Annotated in this window: 20 protein-coding genes and 1 tRNA gene; 20 read left to right on the top strand and 1 reads right to left on the bottom strand. The window is 64.7% G+C overall.

The features are described 5' to 3' along the window. Positions 1-8: 8 nt before the first annotated feature. The 20 genes from ACODRX_RS14970 (at position 9) to ACODRX_RS14875 (ending at position 17,798) form a co-directional block, all read left to right on the top strand. A complete protein-coding gene (locus ACODRX_RS14970; RefSeq protein ID WP_488872324.1) occupies positions 9-1,004 on the top strand; it encodes an NAD(P)H-quinone oxidoreductase in 996 nt (331 codons plus the stop codon). Next, positions 1,001-1,741: a triose-phosphate isomerase gene (gene tpiA / locus ACODRX_RS14965; protein WP_488872310.1), complete on the top strand. Its 741-nt coding sequence runs from the start codon at positions 1,001-1,003 to the stop codon at positions 1,739-1,741. Before ACODRX_RS14970 ends, tpiA begins: the two co-directional genes overlap by 4 nt. 42 nt (positions 1,742-1,783) lie before the next feature. Next, positions 1,784-2,278, top strand: coding sequence for a preprotein translocase subunit SecG (gene secG / locus ACODRX_RS14960; protein ID WP_488872309.1), 495 nt, complete (start codon positions 1,784-1,786; stop codon positions 2,276-2,278). Between the two features lie 119 nt (positions 2,279-2,397). Then, positions 2,398-2,482: transfer RNA gene (locus tag ACODRX_RS14955), tRNA-Leu, on the top strand. A 72-nt stretch (positions 2,483-2,554) separates the two neighbouring features. Next, complete coding sequence (locus tag ACODRX_RS14950; RefSeq protein ID WP_488872323.1) at positions 2,555-2,914, top strand: NADH-quinone oxidoreductase subunit A; 360 nt, start codon at positions 2,555-2,557, stop codon at positions 2,912-2,914. Positions 2,915-2,936: 22 nt separating this feature from the next. Beyond that, positions 2,937-3,416 (top strand): NuoB/complex I 20 kDa subunit family protein, encoded by a 480-nt coding sequence (locus ACODRX_RS14945; RefSeq protein ID WP_460479411.1) that lies wholly within the window; start codon positions 2,937-2,939, stop codon positions 3,414-3,416. An 8-nt stretch (positions 3,417-3,424) separates the two neighbouring features. Beyond that, positions 3,425-4,033: an NADH-quinone oxidoreductase subunit C gene (locus tag ACODRX_RS14940; RefSeq protein ID WP_488872308.1), complete on the top strand. Its 609-nt coding sequence runs from the start codon at positions 3,425-3,427 to the stop codon at positions 4,031-4,033. 27 nt (positions 4,034-4,060) lie between these two features. Beyond that, positions 4,061-5,314 carry an NADH-quinone oxidoreductase subunit D gene (locus tag ACODRX_RS14935; protein ID WP_488872307.1) on the top strand — a complete coding sequence of 418 codons (1,254 nt, stop codon included), beginning with the start codon at positions 4,061-4,063 and terminating at the stop codon, positions 5,312-5,314. After that, the gene (gene nuoE / locus ACODRX_RS14930; RefSeq protein ID WP_488872306.1) at positions 5,311-5,802 is read left to right on the top strand and encodes an NADH-quinone oxidoreductase subunit NuoE; all 492 of its coding nucleotides are present in this window, start codon (positions 5,311-5,313) and stop codon (positions 5,800-5,802) included. Before ACODRX_RS14935 ends, nuoE begins: the two co-directional genes overlap by 4 nt. Next, entirely contained in the window at positions 5,799-7,154 is a 1,356-nt protein-coding gene (nuoF, locus tag ACODRX_RS14925) for an NADH-quinone oxidoreductase subunit NuoF (RefSeq protein WP_488872305.1), read from the top strand. The genes nuoE and nuoF overlap by 4 nt, the downstream gene beginning before the upstream one ends. A gap of 14 nt (positions 7,155-7,168) precedes the next feature. Next, on the top strand, positions 7,169-9,295 hold the full coding sequence (nuoG, locus tag ACODRX_RS14920; RefSeq protein WP_488872304.1) for an NADH-quinone oxidoreductase subunit NuoG: 2,127 nt from the start codon (positions 7,169-7,171) through the stop codon (positions 9,293-9,295). Then, the gene (gene nuoH / locus ACODRX_RS14915) at positions 9,292-10,368 is read left to right on the top strand and encodes an NADH-quinone oxidoreductase subunit NuoH (RefSeq protein WP_488872303.1); all 1,077 of its coding nucleotides are present in this window, start codon (positions 9,292-9,294) and stop codon (positions 10,366-10,368) included. The genes nuoG and nuoH overlap by 4 nt, the downstream gene beginning before the upstream one ends. Before the next feature lie 17 nt (positions 10,369-10,385). Continuing rightward, positions 10,386-10,895: an NADH-quinone oxidoreductase subunit NuoI gene (gene nuoI, locus ACODRX_RS14910; RefSeq protein WP_488872302.1), complete on the top strand. Its 510-nt coding sequence runs from the start codon at positions 10,386-10,388 to the stop codon at positions 10,893-10,895. A 31-nt stretch (positions 10,896-10,926) separates the two neighbouring features. Continuing rightward, on the top strand, positions 10,927-11,577 hold the full coding sequence (locus ACODRX_RS14905; RefSeq protein ID WP_488872301.1) for an NADH-quinone oxidoreductase subunit J: 651 nt from the start codon (positions 10,927-10,929) through the stop codon (positions 11,575-11,577). Then, positions 11,574-11,882 carry an NADH-quinone oxidoreductase subunit NuoK gene (nuoK, locus tag ACODRX_RS14900; protein ID WP_460479425.1) on the top strand — a complete coding sequence of 103 codons (309 nt, stop codon included), beginning with the start codon at positions 11,574-11,576 and terminating at the stop codon, positions 11,880-11,882. The genes ACODRX_RS14905 and nuoK overlap by 4 nt, the downstream gene beginning before the upstream one ends. Positions 11,883-11,910: 28 nt before the next feature. Beyond that, a complete protein-coding gene (nuoL, locus tag ACODRX_RS14895; RefSeq protein ID WP_488872300.1) occupies positions 11,911-13,953 on the top strand; it encodes an NADH-quinone oxidoreductase subunit L in 2,043 nt (680 codons plus the stop codon). A gap of 12 nt (positions 13,954-13,965) precedes the next feature. Continuing rightward, positions 13,966-15,435: an NADH-quinone oxidoreductase subunit M gene (locus ACODRX_RS14890; protein ID WP_488872299.1), complete on the top strand. Its 1,470-nt coding sequence runs from the start codon at positions 13,966-13,968 to the stop codon at positions 15,433-15,435. Between the two features lie 27 nt (positions 15,436-15,462). Then, positions 15,463-16,956, top strand: a complete 1,494-nt coding sequence (nuoN, locus tag ACODRX_RS14885) for an NADH-quinone oxidoreductase subunit NuoN (protein ID WP_488872298.1) — start codon at positions 15,463-15,465, stop codon at positions 16,954-16,956. 34 nt (positions 16,957-16,990) lie between these two features. After that, a complete protein-coding gene (locus ACODRX_RS14880; RefSeq protein ID WP_488872297.1) occupies positions 16,991-17,314 on the top strand; it encodes a DUF2818 family protein in 324 nt (107 codons plus the stop codon). 43 nt (positions 17,315-17,357) lie between these two features. Then, positions 17,358-17,798: a DUF1178 family protein gene (locus ACODRX_RS14875; RefSeq protein WP_488872296.1), complete on the top strand. Its 441-nt coding sequence runs from the start codon at positions 17,358-17,360 to the stop codon at positions 17,796-17,798. A 16-nt stretch (positions 17,799-17,814) separates the two neighbouring features. On the opposite strand, the gene ACODRX_RS14870 is transcribed toward ACODRX_RS14875, so the two are convergent. Then, positions 17,815-18,507, bottom strand: a complete 693-nt coding sequence (locus ACODRX_RS14870) for a response regulator (RefSeq protein ID WP_488872322.1) — start codon at positions 18,505-18,507, stop codon at positions 17,815-17,817. Position 18,508: the final 1 nt, after the last annotated feature.

Raw genomic sequence — 18,508 nt, 5'->3', positions numbered from 1 at the left:
TGGAAATGATGCAAGCCGTGGAAATCGCCTCCTTTGGTGCGCCCGAGGGGCTGCAGCTCGCCAGCCGTCCCATGCCCGTCGCGGGCAAGGGCGAGCTGTGCATTCGGGTGGCGGCCAGTGGCGTGAATCGCCCGGACGTGCTGCAGCGCAAGGGGCACTACGCGCCTCCGCCCGGCGCATCCGACCTGCCGGGGCTGGAGGTGGCGGGCGTCGTCGTCTCTGGCGACGAGGCGGCGATGCAGGAGCGGGGCTTGCGCATCGGCGCGCGCGTGTGCGCGCTGGTGGCTGGCGGCGGCTATGCGCAGTTCTGCGTGGCGCCGGTGGCCCAGTGTCTGCCGGTGCCCGAAGGGCTGTCGGATGTGGAGGCGGCTTGCCTGCCGGAGACCTTTTTCACCGTCTGGAGCAATGTATTCGACCGCGGCCAGCTGCGCGCGGGCGAGACCATCCTGATCCAGGGCGGCACCAGCGGCATCGGCGTTACCGCGATCCAGCTGGCCAAGGCGCATGGCGCCGTGGTCATCGCCACCGCCGGCTCGGACGAGAAATGCCGGGCCTGCGTGGAGCTGGGGGCGGACCACGCCATCAACTACAAGGCGCTGGACTTCGTTGCCGAGCTCAAGCGCATCACCGCTGGCAAAGGGGTGGACGTCATCCTGGACATGGTGGCCGGGGACTATGTGGCGCGCGAGGTGGAGTCGCTGGCCGACGATGGCCGCCTGGTCATCATTGCGGTGCAGGGCGGGGTGAAGGCGGAGTTCAATGCCGGCCTGGTGCTGCGCAAGCGCCTGGTGATCACCGGCTCGACGCTGCGGCCGCGCCCGGTGGCCTTCAAGGCCGAGATCGCGCGGGCGCTGCAGGCCAAGGTGTGGCCGCTGCTGGCCGACGGCCGGGTGAAGGTGCTGGTGCACAGCCGCTTCCCCGCCGCGCAGGCCGCCCAGGCGCATGCGTTGATGGAGAGTAACCAGCACATCGGCAAGATCGTGCTGACATGGGAAGATCAATGAAAAAGCTGATTGCGGGCAATTGGAAGATGAACGGCAGCCTCGCGGCCAACGAGGCCCTGCTGAAGGGGATTGCCGATGGTTTGGGGCAGCCGGCATGCGCGGTTGCCGTGGCGGTGCCGGCGGTCTACCTGGCCCAGGTGCGCGGCCTGCTGCAGGGCTCGCCGGTGCAGCTGGCGGCCCAGGACGTGTCGGCCCACGACGCGGGCGCCTATACCGGCGAGGTGTCGGCCGCCATGCTGTGCGATTTTGGCGTGCGCCATGTGCTGGTCGGCCACTCGGAGCGGCGCCAGTACCACGGCGAGACCGATGCCGTGGTGGCGGCCAAGGCGCAGAAGGCGCTGAATGCGGGCATCGCGCCCATCGTGTGCGTGGGCGAGACGCTGGCGCAGCGCGAGGCGGGTGAGACCGAGGCGGTGGTGCGTCGGCAGCTGGCCGCGGTGATCCACCAGGTGGGGCAGTGCGTGAGCGAGATCGTCGTGGCCTACGAGCCGGTGTGGGCGATCGGCACCGGCAAGACCGCGACGCCCGAGCAGGCGCAGCAGGTGCATGCGGTGCTGCGGGCGCAGCTGGCCGCGGCCACCACGCATGCGGCCAAGGTGCCGGTGCTGTATGGCGGCAGCATGAACGCGGCCAACGCGGCCGAGCTGCTGGCCCAGCCCGACATCGGCGGAGGCTTGATCGGCGGGGCAGCGCTCAAGCCGCAGGATTTTTTGAAGATTATTGATGCAGCCCAATAAAAAGGCGGACTGCTTGCTATCTCATTCATAGAAGGATCAATGATGGTTACGATTATTCTGGCAGTCCAGATGCTGGCGGCACTGGGCATGATTGGCCTGATTCTGGTGCAGCACGGCAAGGGTGCGGATGCGGGCGCGGCCTTTGGCAGCGGTAGCTCCGGCAGCCTGTTCGGTGCCAGCGGCAGCGCCAACTTCCTGTCGCGCACCACGGCGGTGCTGGCCACGGTGTTCTTCGTGGCAACCCTGGCGCTGGCGTATTTCGGCAATGCCCGTCCCAACACGGCCGGCAGCGTGCTGGAGTCGCCCGCGGCGGCGATTCCCCAGTCGTCGGCGCCGGTGGACAGCACGATTCCGCCGGCCGCCGCGCCCGCGGCCCCGGCGCCTGCTCCGGCCGCGGAATCGGTGCCCGCACCGGCCGCCGCGCCTGCGTCTTCGCCGGCATCTTCGCCCGCTGCCGGCGCGGCTGCCCCGGCGCCGGCGGCTGCCGACGCTCCTGCTGCGGCGGGGTCGGCGGCGCCTGAGCCGGTGGCCAAATAACGCAACTATTTTTTCAAGTGCTCGAATACTAGGGTTTTTACAGAGTAGAATCTGAGTCTGTCAGGAAGCATGTAGTTGCAAATCTCTATGCCTCCTGTCTCTAAGACAAATAGCAAATTGCCGTCGTGGTGAAATTGGTAGACACGCTATCTTGAGGGGGTAGTGGCGAAAGCTGTGCGAGTTCGAGTCTCGCCGACGGCACCAGCACAAATCAGGGCTGCCTGGGTTACATTGTGTGGTTACTCGGGTTGGCCTTCTGCGGTGAGTGACCTCAAGATGAACCTCAATCAATACCTCCCAGTCCTTCTGTTCATTCTGGTGGGCGCCGCAGTCGGCCTGGCCCCGCTGGTGCTGGGGTATATCCTCGGGCCCAATCGCCCGGATGCGGCCAAGAATTCTCCCTACGAATGCGGCTTCGAGGCATTTGAAGACGCGCGCATGAAGTTCGATGTGCGCTACTACCTCGTGGCCATCCTGTTCATCCTGTTCGACCTGGAAATCGCTTTCCTCTTCCCCTGGGCGGTATCGCTGCAGGAAGTGGGCGTGACCGGGTTTGTCGCCGTGCTGATTTTCCTGGCCGTGCTGGTCGTGGGCTTTGCCTACGAATGGAAAAAGGGCGCGTTGAACTGGGAATAACCAGACATCACAAAGGTGCACGATGATTGAAGGCGTGATGGAAAAGGGCTTCGTCACCACCAGCTATGATGCGGTGGTGAACTGGGCCAAGACCGGGTCGCTGTGGCCCATGACGTTCGGCCTGGCTTGCTGCGCGGTGGAGATGATGCATGCCGCGGCGGCGCGCTACGACATCGGCCGCTTTGGCGCCGAGGTGTTTCGGGCCAGCCCGCGCCAGTCCGATCTGATGATCGTGGCCGGCACGCTGTGCAACAAGATGGCGCCGGCCCTGCGCAAGGTCTACGACCAGATGGCCGAGCCGCGCTGGGTGCTGTCCATGGGCTCGTGCGCGAACGGCGGCGGCTACTACCACTACAGCTACTCGGTGGTGCGGGGCTGCGACCGCATCGTGCCGGTCGATGTCTATGTGCCGGGCTGCCCTCCGACCGCGGAGGCGCTGATCTACGGCATCATCCAGCTGCAGCAGAAGATCCGCCGCACCCATACCATCGCGCGCGCCTAGGAGTCCGCATGAGTGTTGAACTGATACAGCCTTCCGCGCTGCAAGACAATGTCGCGCGCGTCCTGGGCGAGCTGGCCCGCAAGGTCACGCTGGCGCTGGATGAAGTGACGGTCGAGGTGGGCGCCGAGAACTATCTGGCCGCGATGCAGATGCTGCGCGAGCATGCCGAGTGCCGCTTCGAGCAGCTGATCGATTTGTGCGCGGTGGACTATTCGGCCTACAAGGAAGTGGGCACCGATGGGCCGCGCTTCGCGGTGGTGTCGCACCTGCTGTCGGTGAGCCTGAACCAGCGCGTGCGCGTCAAGGTGTTCTGCCAGGACGACGATTTCCCGGTGATGGCTTCGGTGACCGGGCTGTGGAGCTCGGCCGACTGGTTCGAGCGCGAGGCCTTCGATCTGTATGGCGTGGTGTTCGACGGGCACCAGGACTTGCGCCGCATCCTCACCGACTACGGCTTCATCGGCCATCCGTTCCGCAAGGACTTCCCTCTGTCGGGCCATGTGGAGATGCGCTACGACGCCGAGCAGCGTCGCGTGATCTACGAGCCGGTGTCGATCGAGCCGCGCGAGATCACCCCCCGTATCATCCGTGAAGATCACTACGGAGGCCTGCACTGAGGCTCAAGGTCCTCACGATGAAACACCATGGCTGAAATCAAGAACTACTCACTCAACTTCGGTCCCCAACACCCCGCGGCACACGGGGTGCTGCGTCTTGTGCTGGAGCTCGACGGCGAGGTGGTGCAGCGCGCCGACCCGCATATCGGCCTGCTGCATCGCGCCACCGAGAAGCTGGCCGAATACAAGACCTACATCCAGGCGCTGCCCTACATGGACCGCCTGGACTACGTGTCGATGATGTGCAACGAGCACGCCTACTGCCTGGCCATCGAGAAGCTGCTGGGCATCGAGGTGCCGATCCGCGCGCAGTACATCCGCGTGATGTTCTCCGAAATCACGCGCCTGCTGAACCACCTGATGTGGCTGGGCTCGCACGGCAACGACTGCGGCAGCTCCACCATCCTGATCTACACCTTCCGCGAGCGCGAAGACCTGTTCGACATGTACGAGGCGGTTTCCGGCGCCCGCATGCACGCGGCCTACTTCCGTCCGGGCGGCGTGTACCGCGACCTGCCCGAGAGCATGCCGCAGTACCGTGCCAGCAAGGTGCGCAACGCCAAGGGCGTCGAGCTGCTGAACCGCAACCGCCAGGGCTCGATGCTGGACTTCATCGACGACTTCGTGCAGCGCTTCCCCAAGTGCGTGGACGAATACGAGACCCTGCTGACCGACAACCGCATCTGGAAGCAGCGCACCGTCGGCATCGGCGTGATGGAAGCCGAGCGCGCGCTGAACCTGGGCCTGACCGGCCCGATGCTGCGCGGCTCCGGCGTGGCCTGGGACCTGCGCAAGAAGCAGCCCTACGACTGCTACGCCAAGATGGATTTCGACATCCCGGTGGGCAAGACCGGCGACAGCTACGACCGCTACCTGGTGCGCGTGCAGGAGATGCGCCAGTCCAACCGCATCATCAAGCAGTGCGTGGACTGGCTGCGCGCCAACCCCGGCCCGGTGATCACCGACAACCACAAGGTGGCGCCGCCGTCGCGCGAGTCGATGAAGTCCAACATGGAAGAGCTGATCCACCACTTCAAGCTCTTCACCGAGGGCTTCCGCGTGCCCGAGGGCGAGGCCTATGCCGCCGTCGAGCACCCCAAGGGCGAGTTCGGCATCTACATGGTCAGCGATGGCGCCAACAAGCCGTACCGCCTGAAGATCCGTCCTCCGGGGTTCGTGCACCTGGCAGCCCTCAATGAAATGTCCCGCGGCCACATGCTGGCCGATGCGGTGGCCATCATTGGCACCATGGACATCGTGTTCGGAGAGATTGACCGATGATTACCGAAGCGACCAAAGCGCGCTTTGCACGCGAAGTGGCCAAATACCCGCCCGAGCAGAAGCAGTCGGCGGTGATGGCATGCCTGTCCATCGTGCAGCAGGAGCAGGGCCATGTGAGCCAGGAGAGCGAGGCGGTGATTGCCGAGTACCTGGGCATGCCCGAGATCGCGGTGCACGAAGTGACCACGTTCTACAACATGTACAACCAGCATCCGGTGGGCAAGTACAAGCTGAACGTCTGCACCAACCTGCCGTGCCAGCTGCGCCGCGGCCAGGAGGCGCTCAAGCACCTGGAGGCCAAGCTGGGCATCCACATGGGCGAGACCACGGCCGACGGCGTGTTCACGCTGCAGCAGTCCGAATGCCTGGGCGCCTGCGCCGATGCGCCGGTGATGCTGGTCAACGACCGCCACATGTGCAGCTTCATGGACAACGACAAGCTCGACCAGCTGGTGGACGGCCTGCGCGCAGCGGAGGACAGCAAGTGACTACATCCGCACAGATCCTGAACCAGTTCCAGGCCACCGGCCTGGAGACCTGCTTCCATGACCGCCACATCACGCCGCAGATCTATGCCGAGCTGAACGGGCGCAACTGGTCCATCAAGGACTACGAGGCCCGTGGCGGCTACCAGGCGCTGCGCAAGATCCTGGGCCAGGACGGCGGCGAAGGCCTGACGCAAGACCAGGTGATCGCCATCGTCAAGGAGTCGGGCCTGCGCGGCCGCGGCGGCGCGGGCTTCCCGACCGGCCTGAAGTGGAGCTTCATGCCGCGCCAGTTCCCGGGCCAGAAGCACCTGGTCTGCAATTCGGACGAGGGCGAGCCGGGCACCTGCAAGGACCGCGACATCCTGATGTTCAACCCGCACATCGTGATCGAGGGCATGGCGATTGCCGCCTATGCCATGGGCATCTCGGTGGGCTACAACTACATCCACGGCGAGATCTTCCAGGTCTACGAGCGCTTCGAGGCCGCGCTGGAAGAGGCCCGTGCCGCGGGCTACCTGGGCGACAGCATCATGGGCAGCAAGTTCAGCTTCCAGCTGCATGCGCACCATGGCTTCGGCGCCTATATCTGCGGCGAAGAGACTGCACTGCTCGAATCGCTGGAAGGCAAGAAGGGCCAGCCGCGCTTCAAGCCGCCGTTCCCGGCCAGCTTCGGCCTCTACGGCAAGCCGACCACCATCAACAACACCGAGACCTTCGCGGCGGTGCCCTGGATCATCCGCAACGGCGGCGCTGCGTACCTGGAGTGCGGCAAGCCCAACAACGGCGGCACCAAGATCTTCTCGGTGAGCGGCGATGTGAACCAGCCCGGCAACTACGAGGTACCGCTGGGCACGCCGTTTTCCAAGCTGCTGGAGCTTGCCGGCGGCGTGCGCACCGGCCGCCAGCTCAAGGCGGTGATCCCCGGCGGCTCGTCCGCCCCGGTGCTGCCGGCTGCCATCATGATGGAATGCACGATGGACTACGACTCCATCTCCAAGGCCGGCTCGATGCTGGGCTCGGGCGCGGTGATCGTGATGGACGATTCGCGCGACATGGTGGAATCGCTGCTGCGGCTGTCGTACTTCTACCAGCACGAATCCTGCGGCCAGTGCACGCCGTGCCGTGAAGGCACGGGCTGGCTGTGGCGCATGGTGGACCGCATCAACCGCGGCGAGGGTCGCGCGGAAGACCTGAACACGCTGGATTCGGTGGCGGGCAACATCATGGGGCGCACGATCTGTGCGCTGGGCGATGCGGCAGCGATGCCGGTGCGCGCCATGATCAAGCACTTCCGCCATGAGTTCGAAGCCAAGATCAACGCTGCTGCCAAGCAGGGTGCGCTGTCCTCCTGATCGCGAGAGAGCATATGGTTGAAATTGAATTAGACGGTCAGAAGGTCGAGGTTGCCGAAGGCAGCATGGTGATGCATGCGGCCGAGGCTGCAGGCAAGTACATTCCTCATTTCTGCTACCACAAGAAACTGTCGATCGCGGCCAACTGCCGCATGTGCCTGGTTGACGTGGAAAAGGCGCCCAAGCCGCTGCCCGCCTGCGCCACCCCGGTGACGCAGGGCATGATCGTGCGCACCGCCTCCGACAAGGCGGTCAAGGCCCAGCAATCGGTGATGGAGTTCCTGCTCATCAACCATCCGCTGGACTGCCCCATCTGCGACCAGGGCGGCGAATGCCAGCTGCAGGACTTGGCCGTGGGCTACGGCGGCTCGGCCTCGCGCTACGAGGAAGAAAAGCGCGTGGTGTTCCACAAGAACGTGGGCCCGCTGATCTCGATGGAAGAGATGAGCCGCTGCATCCACTGCACCCGCTGCGTGCGCTTCGGCCAGGAGATCGCCGGCGTGATGGAGCTGGGCATGATCAACCGCGGCGAGCACTCCGAGATCACCACGGTGCTCGGCGACACGGTGGACTCCGAGCTGTCGGGCAACATGATCGACATCTGCCCGGTCGGTGCGCTGACCAGCAAGCCCTTCCGCTACAGCGCCCGCACCTGGGAGCTGTCGCGCCGCAAGTCGGTCAGCCCGCACGACTCCACCGGCGCGAACCTGGTGGTGCAGGTCAAGAACAACCGCGTGATGCGTGTCGTACCGTTCGAGAACGATGCGGTCAACGAATGCTGGATCGCCGATCGCGACCGCTTCTCCTACGAAGCGCTGAACAGCGAAGAGCGCCTGACCCAGCCGATGATCAAGCAAGGCGGCCAGTGGACCGAGGTCAGCTGGCAGGTCGCGCTCGAATACGTGGCCAACGGCCTCAAGAGCGTGCAGCGCGACCATGGCGCGGCCAGCATCGGCGCCCTGGTCAGCCCGCACAGCACGCTGGAGGAGCTATACCTGGCCGGCGCCCTGGTGCGCGGCCTGGGCAGCGAGAACATCGACTACCGCCTGCGCCATGCCGAGTTCGAGAGCCATGATGGTGTGCGCTGGCTCGGCTGCAGCATCGCCGAGCTGTCGAACCTGAACGCCGCCCTGGTGGTGGGCTCGAACATCCGCAAGGAACACCCACTGTTTGCCCAGCGCATTCGCCAGGCCGCGACCCGCAGGGGCTGCGTGGTGACCACGCTCAATGCCAGCCACCACGACCTGGCCATGCCGGTGGCCCATGAGCTGCTGGCACCGGCCGAGCAGTGGACCTATGCGCTGTCGTCGATTGCCGCGGCGGTCGCCCAGTCCAAGGGCATCGCGGCGCCGAACAATGCCGGCAGCGTGAGCGAGCAGGCCACCGAGATCGCCCGTGCGCTGCAAAACGGCGACAGGAAGGCCATCTTGCTGGGCAATGCCGTGGCCCACCATGCGCAGGCCGGCACCTTGCTGGCCATCGCCCAGTGGATCGCGGGCCAGACCGGCGCCAGCGTCGGCTTCCTGACCGAGGCCGCGAATACCGTGGGCGCCCAGTGGGTGCGCGCCATGCCCGGCGCGAACGGCCTGAATGCCGGCCAGATGCTGGCTGGCGAGCTGAAGGCCGCCATCCTGCTGAACAACGAGCCCGAGTTCGACTCGGCCGCCGGCGCCCATGCGGCCGCGGCGCTGGAGTCCGCGGAGATGGTGGTCACGCTCAGTCCGTTCAAGGCCAACATGGCGTTCAGCGATGTGTTGCTGCCGATCGCGCCTTTCACCGAGACCTCGGGCTCGTTCGTCAATGCCGAGGGCCGGCTGCAGAGCTTCCACGCGGTGGTCAAACCGCAGGGCGAGGCGCGTCCGGCCTGGAAGGTGCTGCGCGTGCTGGGCAATCTGCTGAACCTGCCCGACATGGCGTTTGAATCGTCGCAGGACGTGCTGGCCAAGGCCGTGGGCTCGCAGACCCAGGTGCCGGCCACGGTGCTGAGCAATGCCACCAAGACCAACATGGCGGTCTCGGCAGCTGCAGCGCAGGCGCCGATGGTGGCTGCCATCTACCAGCTCGATGGCATCGTGCGCCGCGCCTCTTCGTTGCAATTGACGGCGGATGCCCGCCAATCCCTGGAGGCCGTCGCACCATGATCGACGCGATTTACAACGGTGGTCTGAACCTGGTGGCCGCCAGCTGGTGGGCGTCCATCATCTGGCCGGTGATCTGGAACCTGATCAAGATCGTCTGCATCATTGCGCCGCTGATGGGTGCGGTCGCCTACCTGACGCTGTGGGAGCGCAAGCTGCTAGGCTTCATGCAGGTGCGCCACGGCCCCAACCGCGTGGGCCCGTTCGGCCTGCTGCAGCCGCTGGCCGACGGCCTGAAGCTGCTGACCAAGGAAATCATCTCGCCGTCGGCTGCCAGCCCCGGGCTGTTCCGCCTCGGGCCGATCATGGCCATCATGCCGGCCCTGGCCGCCTGGGTGGTGATTCCCTTCGGCCCCGATGTGGCGCTGTCCAACGTGAACGTGGGCCTGCTGCTGGTGATGGCCATCACCTCGATCGAGGTCTATGGCGTGATCATCGCGGGCTGGGCCTCGAATTCCAAGTACGCCTTCCTGGGCGCGCTGCGCGCGTCGGCCCAGATGGTGAGCTACGAAATCGCGATGGGCTTTTGCTTCCTGGTGGTCATCATGGTCACCGGCAGCATGAACCTGACCGAGATCGTCCTGGGCCAGGGCAAGGGCATGTTTGCCAGCGCGGGCGCCGGCATCCTGTCGTGGAACTGGCTGCCGCTGCTGCCGATGTTCCTGGTGTACCTGATCTCGGGCGTGGCCGAAACCAACCGCCACCCGTTCGACGTGGTGGAGGGCGAGGCCGAGATCGTGGCCGGCCACATGGTCGAGTACTCGGGCATGGGCTTCGCCATCTTCTTCCTGGCCGAGTACGCCAGCATGTGGCTGGTGTCGATCCTGGCGGTGATCATGTTCCTCGGCGGCTGGCTGCCTCCGTTCGAGTTCCTGGGCTTCATCCCCGGCTGGATCTGGCTGGCGATCAAGACCTTTGTCGTGGTGTCGATGTTCATCTGGATTCGCGCCACCTTCCCGCGCTTTCGCTATGACCAGATCATGCGCCTGGGCTGGAAGATTTTCATCCCCGTGACCCTTGTGTGGTTGATCCTGGTGGGCGGCTGGCTGCTGTCGCCATGGAATATCTGGAAGTAAGCGGGAGGACACATACCATGACTGTTGCTGCTGCTCGTGCCTTTTCGGTAAAGGATTTCATCAAGAGCTTCATGCTGTGGGAGCTCTTCAAGGGTATGGCGCTGACCGGCCGCTACGCATTCGCGCGCAAGGTCACCGTGCAGTTCCCGGAAGAGAAGACGCCGCTGTCGCCGCGTTTCCGTGGCCTGCATGCGCTGCGCCGCTATGACAATGGCGAAGAGCGCTGCATCGCCTGCAAGCTGTGCGAGGCCGTGTGCCCCGCCATGGCGATCACCATCGAGTCCGATGTGCGCGAGGATGGCAGCCGCCGCACCACGCGCTACGACATCGACCTGACCAAGTGCATCTTCTGCGGCTTCTGCGAGGAAAGCTGCCCGGTCGACTCCATCGTGGAAACCCAGATCCTGGAGTACCACGGCGAGAAGCGTGGCGATCTGTATTTCACCAAGGAAATGCTGCTCGCAGTGGGCGACCGCTACGAGAAGGAAATCGCTGCGGCCAAGGCCGCGGATGCCAAGTACCGCTGAACCGGCGCAGATGGATTGAAAAGAGCCCCACATGGACGTTACAACTGGTTTTTTCTATCTGTTCTCGGTCGTGCTGCTGTACGCGGCATTCCGGGTCATCACGGCGCAGAACCCTGTGCATGCCGTGCTGCATCTGATTCTGGCCTTCTCGCAGGCAGCCGGCATCTGGCTGATCCTGAAGGCTGAATTCCTGGCCATCGTGCTGGTGATGGTCTACCTGGGAGCGGTGATGGTGCTGTTCCTGTTCGTGGTGATGATGCTGGACATCCGCATCGATGCGCTGCGCCGCAGCTTCTGGAAGTACTTCCCGATGGCGGCGGTGATCTTCGCGATCGTGGCCTTCGAGATGGGCCTGGTGCTGATCGGCGGCTTCGGCTCCATCGACGAGGCCAAGCCGGTGGCGACCGTCGTCGACAGCGCAGGCCAGGTGGTGCCGTTCAGCAACGTGAAGGCGCTGGGCACCCTGCTGTATACCGAATACCTGTACCCGGTGGAAATCGCCGCGGTGATCCTGCTGGTGGCGATGATCGCCGCGATCGCGCTGACCCTGCGCCAGCGCAAGGATACGAAGACGGTGGATCCGTCCGACCAGGTGCGCGTGCGCGCCGCGGACCGTGTTGCGCTGGTGAAGGTGGCCGCCGCGGTGGCGCCCGCGCCGGCGGTGGAGGAGAAGCAAGCATGACACTGACACTCGGCCATTTCCTGACGCTGGGGGCCATGCTGTTTGCCATGGCCGTCGTCGGCATCTTCCTGAACCGCAGAAACCTGATCGTGCTGCTGATGGCCATCGAGCTGATGCTGCTGGCGGTCAACATGAACTTCGTGGCCTTCTCCCACTACCTGGGCGACATGCACGGCCAGATCTTCGTGTTCTTCATCCTCACGGTCGCTGCCGCGGAATCGGCCATCGGTCTCGCGATCCTGGTGCTGCTGTTCCGCAACAAGTCCAGCATCGATGCGGAAGATCTCAATGCCCTGAAGGGTTGAGGCACCAGTAATTGCAAGGTCCAGAAGAATGAGTCAAACCCTCTCTGCTTCAACACTGCTGGCGGTCCCCCTGGCACCGCTGGTGGGCTCCGCGCTGGCGGGCATTTTCGGTACGGCGTTCGGTGGCAACCGCATCGGCCGCGTGGGCAGCCACACCCTCACCATCGGCAGCGTGCTGATCGCGTTCATCTTGTCTGCGCTGACGTTCCAGCAGGTGGTCTTCGAAGGCGCGACCTTCAACCAGACCATCTACCAATGGATGCAGGTCGGCACGCTGAAGATGGAAATCGGCTTCCTGATCGACAGCCTGACCGCGATGATGATGTGCGTGGTGACCTTCGTGTCGCTGATGGTGCACATCTACACCATCGGCTACATGGCCGAAGACGACGGCTACGACCGCTTCTTCTCGTACATCTCGCTGTTCACCTTCTCGATGCTGATGCTGGTGATGAGCAACAACCTGCTGCAGCTGTTCTTCGGCTGGGAAGCGGTGGGCCTGGTGTCGTACCTGCTGATCGGCTTCTACTTCAAGAAGGAATCGGCGATCTTCGCGAACATGAAGGCCTTCCTGGTGAACCGGGTCGGCGACTTCGGCTTCATCCTGGGCATCGGCCTGATTGCCGCCTACACCGGCACGCTGAACTACGGCGAGATCTTCGCCAAGCTGCCCGAGCTGCAGGCCGCGACCATGCCGGGCACCGGCTGGATGCTGGTGACCGTGATCGGCATCTGCCTGTTCATCGGCGCGATGGGCAAGTCGGCCCAGTTCCCGCTGCACGCCTGGCTGCCCGACTCGATGGAGGGCCCGACCCCGATCTCGGCGCTGATCCACGCGGCCACCATGGTGACCGCCGGCATCTTCATGGTCAGCCGCATGTCGCCGCTGTACGAGCTGTCGGACACCGCGCTGAACTTCATACTGGTGATCGGTTCGATCACGGCACTGTTCATGGGCATCCTGGGCATCATCCAGAACGACATCAAGCGCGTGATCGCGTATTCGACGCTGTCGCAGCTGGGCTACATGACGGTGGCGCTCGGCGTGTCGGCCTACTCGGTGTCGGTGTTCCACCTGATGACCCACGCGTTCTTCAAGGCGCTGCTGTTCCTGGGCGCCGGCTCGGTCATCATGGGCATGCACCACAACCAGGACATCCGCTGGATGGGCGGCGTGCGCAAGTACATGCCCATCACCTGGATCACCTTCCTGCTGGGCAACCTGGCGCTGATCGGCACGCCGTTCTTCGCCGGCTTCTATTCCAAGGATGCGATCATCGAGGCGGTGCACGCCTCGCACCTGCCGGCCGCCGGCTTTGCCAGCTTTTCCGTGCTGGCGGGCGTGTTCATCACCGCGTTCTACTCGTTCCGCCTGTACTTCATCGTCTTCCACGGCAAGGAGCGCTACGACCAGAACCCGGATGCGCACCATGACGACCATCACCATGGCCACGACGACCACCACGGCCATGGCCATGATGCCAAGCCGCACGAGTCGCCGCTGGTGGTCACCGGCCCGCTGATGCTGCTGGCGATTCCCTCGGTGGTGATCGGCGCGCTGGCGCTGGCGCCGATGGTGCTGGGCGACTTCTTCAAGGGCGTGATCACGGTGGACGGCAGCAAGCACCATGCAATGGCCGAGCTGGGCGAGGAGATCCACGACTGGGTGTCGATGGCGCTGCACGGCTTCACCGCGCTGCCGTTCTGGCTGGCGCTGGCCGGTGTCGTACTCTCGTACGTGTTCTACATGCTCAAGCCCGAATGGCCGGCGGCGATCAAGCGCGCCATGGAAAAGGTCGGCATCTACCAGGCCCTCGAAGGCAAGTACGGCGTGGACTGGGTGTACGAGAACATCTTCGCCCGCGGCGGCCGCGCGCTGGGCACGGTGTTCTGGAAGGCTGGCGACCAGACCCTGATCGATGGCCTGGTGGTCAACGGCTCCTGGAAGATCGTGGGCCGCATCGCCTCGGTGATCCGCTGGCTGCAGTCGGGTTATGTCTACCACTACGCACTGGTCATGATTCTGGGCATCTTCCTGCTCATGACCTACTTCGTGCTGCTCAACAAGTAAGGAAGAAGAAAAATGGGATTGTTGAGTCTTGCAATCTGGACCCCGATCGTCTTCGGCGTGGTGGTCCTGGCATTCGGCAAGCAGGAGCAGGCCAGGCTGGTGCGCTGGATCGCGCTGATCGGCGCCATCGTCGGGCTGCTGGTGACGCTGCCGCTGTACCAGGGCTTTGAGCTCGGCACCTCGGCCATGCAGTTCGTCGAGAAGGCCTCGTGGATTCCGCGTTTCGGCATCCAGTACTACCTGGGCGTGGACGGCATCTCGTTCTGGTTCGTGCCGCTGACCGCCTTCATCACGGTGATCGTGGTGCTGGCGTCGTGGGAGTCCATCACCGAGCGCGTCAACCAGTACATGGGCGCGTTCCTGATCCTGTCGGGCCTGATGATCGGCGTGTTCAGCGCGCTGGACGGCCTGCTGTTCTACGTGTTCTTCGAAGCCACGCTGATCCCGATGTACCTGATCATCGGCATCTGGGGCGGCCCGAACCGCATCTATGCCGCGTTCAAGTTCTTCCTGTACACGCTGCTGGGTTCGCTGCTGACGCTGATCGCGATCATCTACCTGTACAACAAGGCCGGCAGCTTCGACATCCTGGCCTGGCACCAGCTCAAGCTGTCGATGCAAGAGCAGACGCTGATCTTCTTCGCCTTCTTCGCGGCCTTCGCGGTCAAGGTGCCGATGTTCCCGGTGCATACCTGGCTGCCCGATGTGCACGTGGAGGCACCCACCGGCGGCTCGGCCGTGCTGGCGGCCATCATGCTGAAGCTCGGCGCCTACGGCTTCCTGCGTTTTTCGATGCCGATCGCGCCCGACGCCTCGCACCACTGGGCCTGGCTGATCATCGCGCTGTCGCTGATCGCGGTGATCTACGTGGGCCTGGTGGCCCTGGTGCAAAAGGACATGAAGAAGCTGGTGGCCTATTCGTCCGTGGCGCACATGGGCTTCGTGACGCTGGGCTTCTTCATCTTCAACGACATCGGCATCGCCGGTGGCCTGGTGCAGATGATTGCGCACGGCTTCGTCTCGGGCGCGATGTTCCTGTGCATCGGCGTGCTGTACGACCGCGTGCATTCCCGCGAGATCGCCGCCTACGGCGGCGTGGTCAACACCATGCCGAAGTTCGCTGCCTTCGCGCTGCTGTTCTCGATGGCCAACTGCGGCCTGCCGGCGACCGCCGGTTTCGTGGGCGAGTGGATGGTGATCCTGGGCGCGACGCAGTTCAACTTCTGGATCGGCGTGGCCTCGGCCACGGCGCTGATCCTGGGCGCAGCCTACACGCTGTGGATGTACAAGCGGGTCTACCTGGGCCCGGTCGCCAACGACCATGTGAAGGAGCTGTCCGATATCGGCTGCCGCGAATTCCTGATCCTGGCCATCCTGGCGGTCGCGGTGCTGGTCATGGGCGTGTATCCGGCGCCGTTCACCGACGTGATGAACGCTTCGGTGGCGGATCTGCTCAAGCATGTGGCCGTTTCCAAGCTGTGATGCGCAGAACGAATTGAGAGACTCGAGATGATTGATAACATCAGCTGGCTGGCTATCTATCCAGAAATTGTTCTGCTTGTCATGGCCTGCGTCATCACGCTGGTCGACCTGGGCGTGCGCAGCAAGGGCCGCACCCTGACCTATGTGCTGACCCTGTTGACCCTGCTCCTGGTGGCGGTGCTCGAAGGCATGTACGCCAGCAATGGCAACACCTTCTATGCCTTCGGCAACATGGTCGTCAGCGACGCCATGGGCAACTGGCTCAAGTGCTTCTCCGCCATTGCGATGGCGGTCACGCTGATCTATGGCCGCCCCTATGCCGCGGACCGCGACATGCTGCGCGGCGGCGAGTACTTCTCGCTGTCGATGTTCGCGCTGCTGGGCATGAACATCATGATCTCGGGCAACAACTTCCTGGTGATCTACCTGGGCCTGGAGCTGCTCACGCTGTCGAGCTATGCACTGGTGGCGCTGCGCCGCGACCATGCCGTGTCCACCGAGGCCGGCATGAAGTACTTCGTGCTGGGCGCGATGGCCAGCGGCTTCCTGCTCTACGGCCTGTCGATGATCTATGGCGCCACCGGTTCGCTGGACCTGGGCGAGGTGTTCAAGGCGGTCAATTCCGGCCAGATCCGCCACCAGGTGCTGGTGTTCGGCCTGGTGTTCGTGGTGGCCGGCCTGGCCTTCAAGCTGGGCGTGGTGCCGTTCCACATGTGGATTCCCGACGTGTACCAGGGCGCGCCCACCGCGGTGACCGCCATCGTCGGCGGCGCACCCAAGTTCGCCGCCTTCGCGATCGCCATCCGGCTGCTGGTGGATGGCCTGCTGCCGCTGGCCATCGACTGGCAGCAGATGCTGGCGGTGCTGGCCATCGGCTCGCTGCTGATCGGCAACCTGGCCGCCATCGCCCAGAGCAACCTCAAGCGCATGCTGGCGTACTCGACCATTTCGCAGATGGGCTTCGTGCTGCTGGGCCTGATGTCGGGCGTGGTCAACGGCAATGTCGAGGCCATGGCGGCAGGCAACGCCTACAGCTCGGCGATGTTCTATGTGGTGAGCTATGTGCTGACCACGCTCGCCGCCTTCGGCGTGATCCTGCTGCTGGCGCGCGAGGGTTTCGAGAGCGAGGAGATCGCCGACTTCGCCGGCCTGAACCAGCGCAGCCCGCTGTACGCTGCGGTGATGGCCATCTGCCTGTTCTCGATGGCCGGCATTCCGCCGCTGGTGGGCTTCTACGCCAAGCTGTCGGTGCTGCAGGCGCTGGTGGCCTCGGGCAGCGGGCTGCACGTGGCGCTGGCGGTGTTCGCGGTGCTGATGTCGCTGATCGGCGCCTTCTACTACCTGCGCGTGGTGAAGGTGATGTATTTCGATGCACCCATCACCGCCACCCAGGTGTCGGCATCGCTGGATGTGCGCGCCGTGCTGGTGGTCAATGGCGCCCTGGTGCTGGTGCTGGGCATCATGCCCGGCAGCCTGATGAGCCTGTGCGCCGACGCAGTGCTGCGCGCGCTGGCCACCTGATGCTTATCGGCTGCGCTGTTGGCGGGATGTTGGCATGACGGCCTCGGTCTGGCTGGTGATCGTGCTGGCGCTGGTGGCGGCGAACCTGCCCTTCATCAACCAGCGCTGGTTTGCCATAGGCCCTGGCCCCCGGCAGCCGGGCAGGCGCAAGGCGCTGGCCTGGCGGCTGCTGGAAATGCTGGTGCTGTATGTCGCGGTCGGCCTGGTGGCCGGCTTGCTGGAGGGGCGGCTGAGCCAGCGCAGCGCCCAGGGTTGGGAGTTCTATGCGATCACCGCGGCCTTGTTCCTGACCTTGGCATTTCCAGGCTTCACCTACCAGTATCTGCTGCGCCGGTCCAGGCATTCAGGATCCAATTAAGATAGGTTGCTCAGGCGCAGGGCCTGCGCCGGGGCCGCGATCCATGAAAGTATTCAACCTCGTCTGTCCTTTGCAGCATGTCTTCGAGGGATGGTTTGCATCCGAAGCGGATTTCGCAGACCAGCAGCAGCGTGGCTTGTTGACTTGCCCCATCTGCGGTGCGGGCGAGATCGCCAAGGGCTTGAGCGCCCCCCGCCTGAACCTCAAAGGCCCCAGGGCCGAGCCGCAACCCGCGCCGTCCGCCGCCGCTGCCTCCCAGGAGGTGATGCGCCGCTGGCTGGAATGGTCGCGGCAGGTGGTGGCCCACAGCGACGATGTGGGGGCGGAGTTCGCCGAGCAGGCGCGCCAGATGCACCGCGGCGAGCTGGAGCAGCGCGCGATCCGCGGCACCTTGTCCGGCTCCGAGCATGCGGCGTTGGCCGACGAGGGTATCGAGGTCATGCCGCTGTGGCTGCCGGAATCCGCCAAGCAGACCTTGCAATAGCCGGGCGGGCCGAGGCTCAGGGCGTTTCTTCAAAAACGAAGCCGACGCCGTATACCGAGCGGATGCAGTCGGTGTCCTCGCCCATGGCGGCGCGCAGCTTCTTGCGCAGGTTCTTGACATGGCTGTCGATGGCGCGGTCGCTGACGTCCAGCGTGTCGGCATAGGCCAGGTCCAGCAGCTGGCTGCGCGAATAGATCTTGCCGGGCTTGGAGCGCAGGATGCGCAGCAGCGTGAATTCGCGCCGGGTCAGCGGCAGCAGCTGGCCCTTCCAGCTGGCCTGGAAGCTGTCTTCGTCCAGCAGCCACGTGGCGCCGGGCGCGCCGGGCTGCGGCGCGCGGGCCGGCGTGGCACGGCGCAGCACGGCCTTGACTCGCGCCACCAGTTCACGCGGAGAAAATGGCTTGCACACATAGTCGTCCGCGCCCATCTCCAGGCCGATCAGCCGGTCCACTTCCTCGACCTTGGCGGTGACGCAGATCACCGGGCACAGCCGCTCCTGCTGGCAGGCCTCCAGGATGGCCAGGCCGTTGGTTCCGGGCAGCATCAGATCGAGGATCGCCAGCTCGGGAGGGGATTCGCGCAGGGCATCCAGTGCCTGGCTGCCGTCGCTGAAGTGCTCCACCCGGTAGCCGGCGTGGCGCAGGTAGTCGACGATGACGGAGGCGATGTCGGCCTCGTCTTCGGCGAGGACAATGCGTGGCGTGGGCATG

The sequence above is a fragment of the Comamonas sp. FG99 genome (assembly GCF_057808605.1).
The sequence above is the reverse complement of the archived record's forward strand: the minus strand, read 5'-3'. Positions and strand labels throughout refer to the sequence as shown.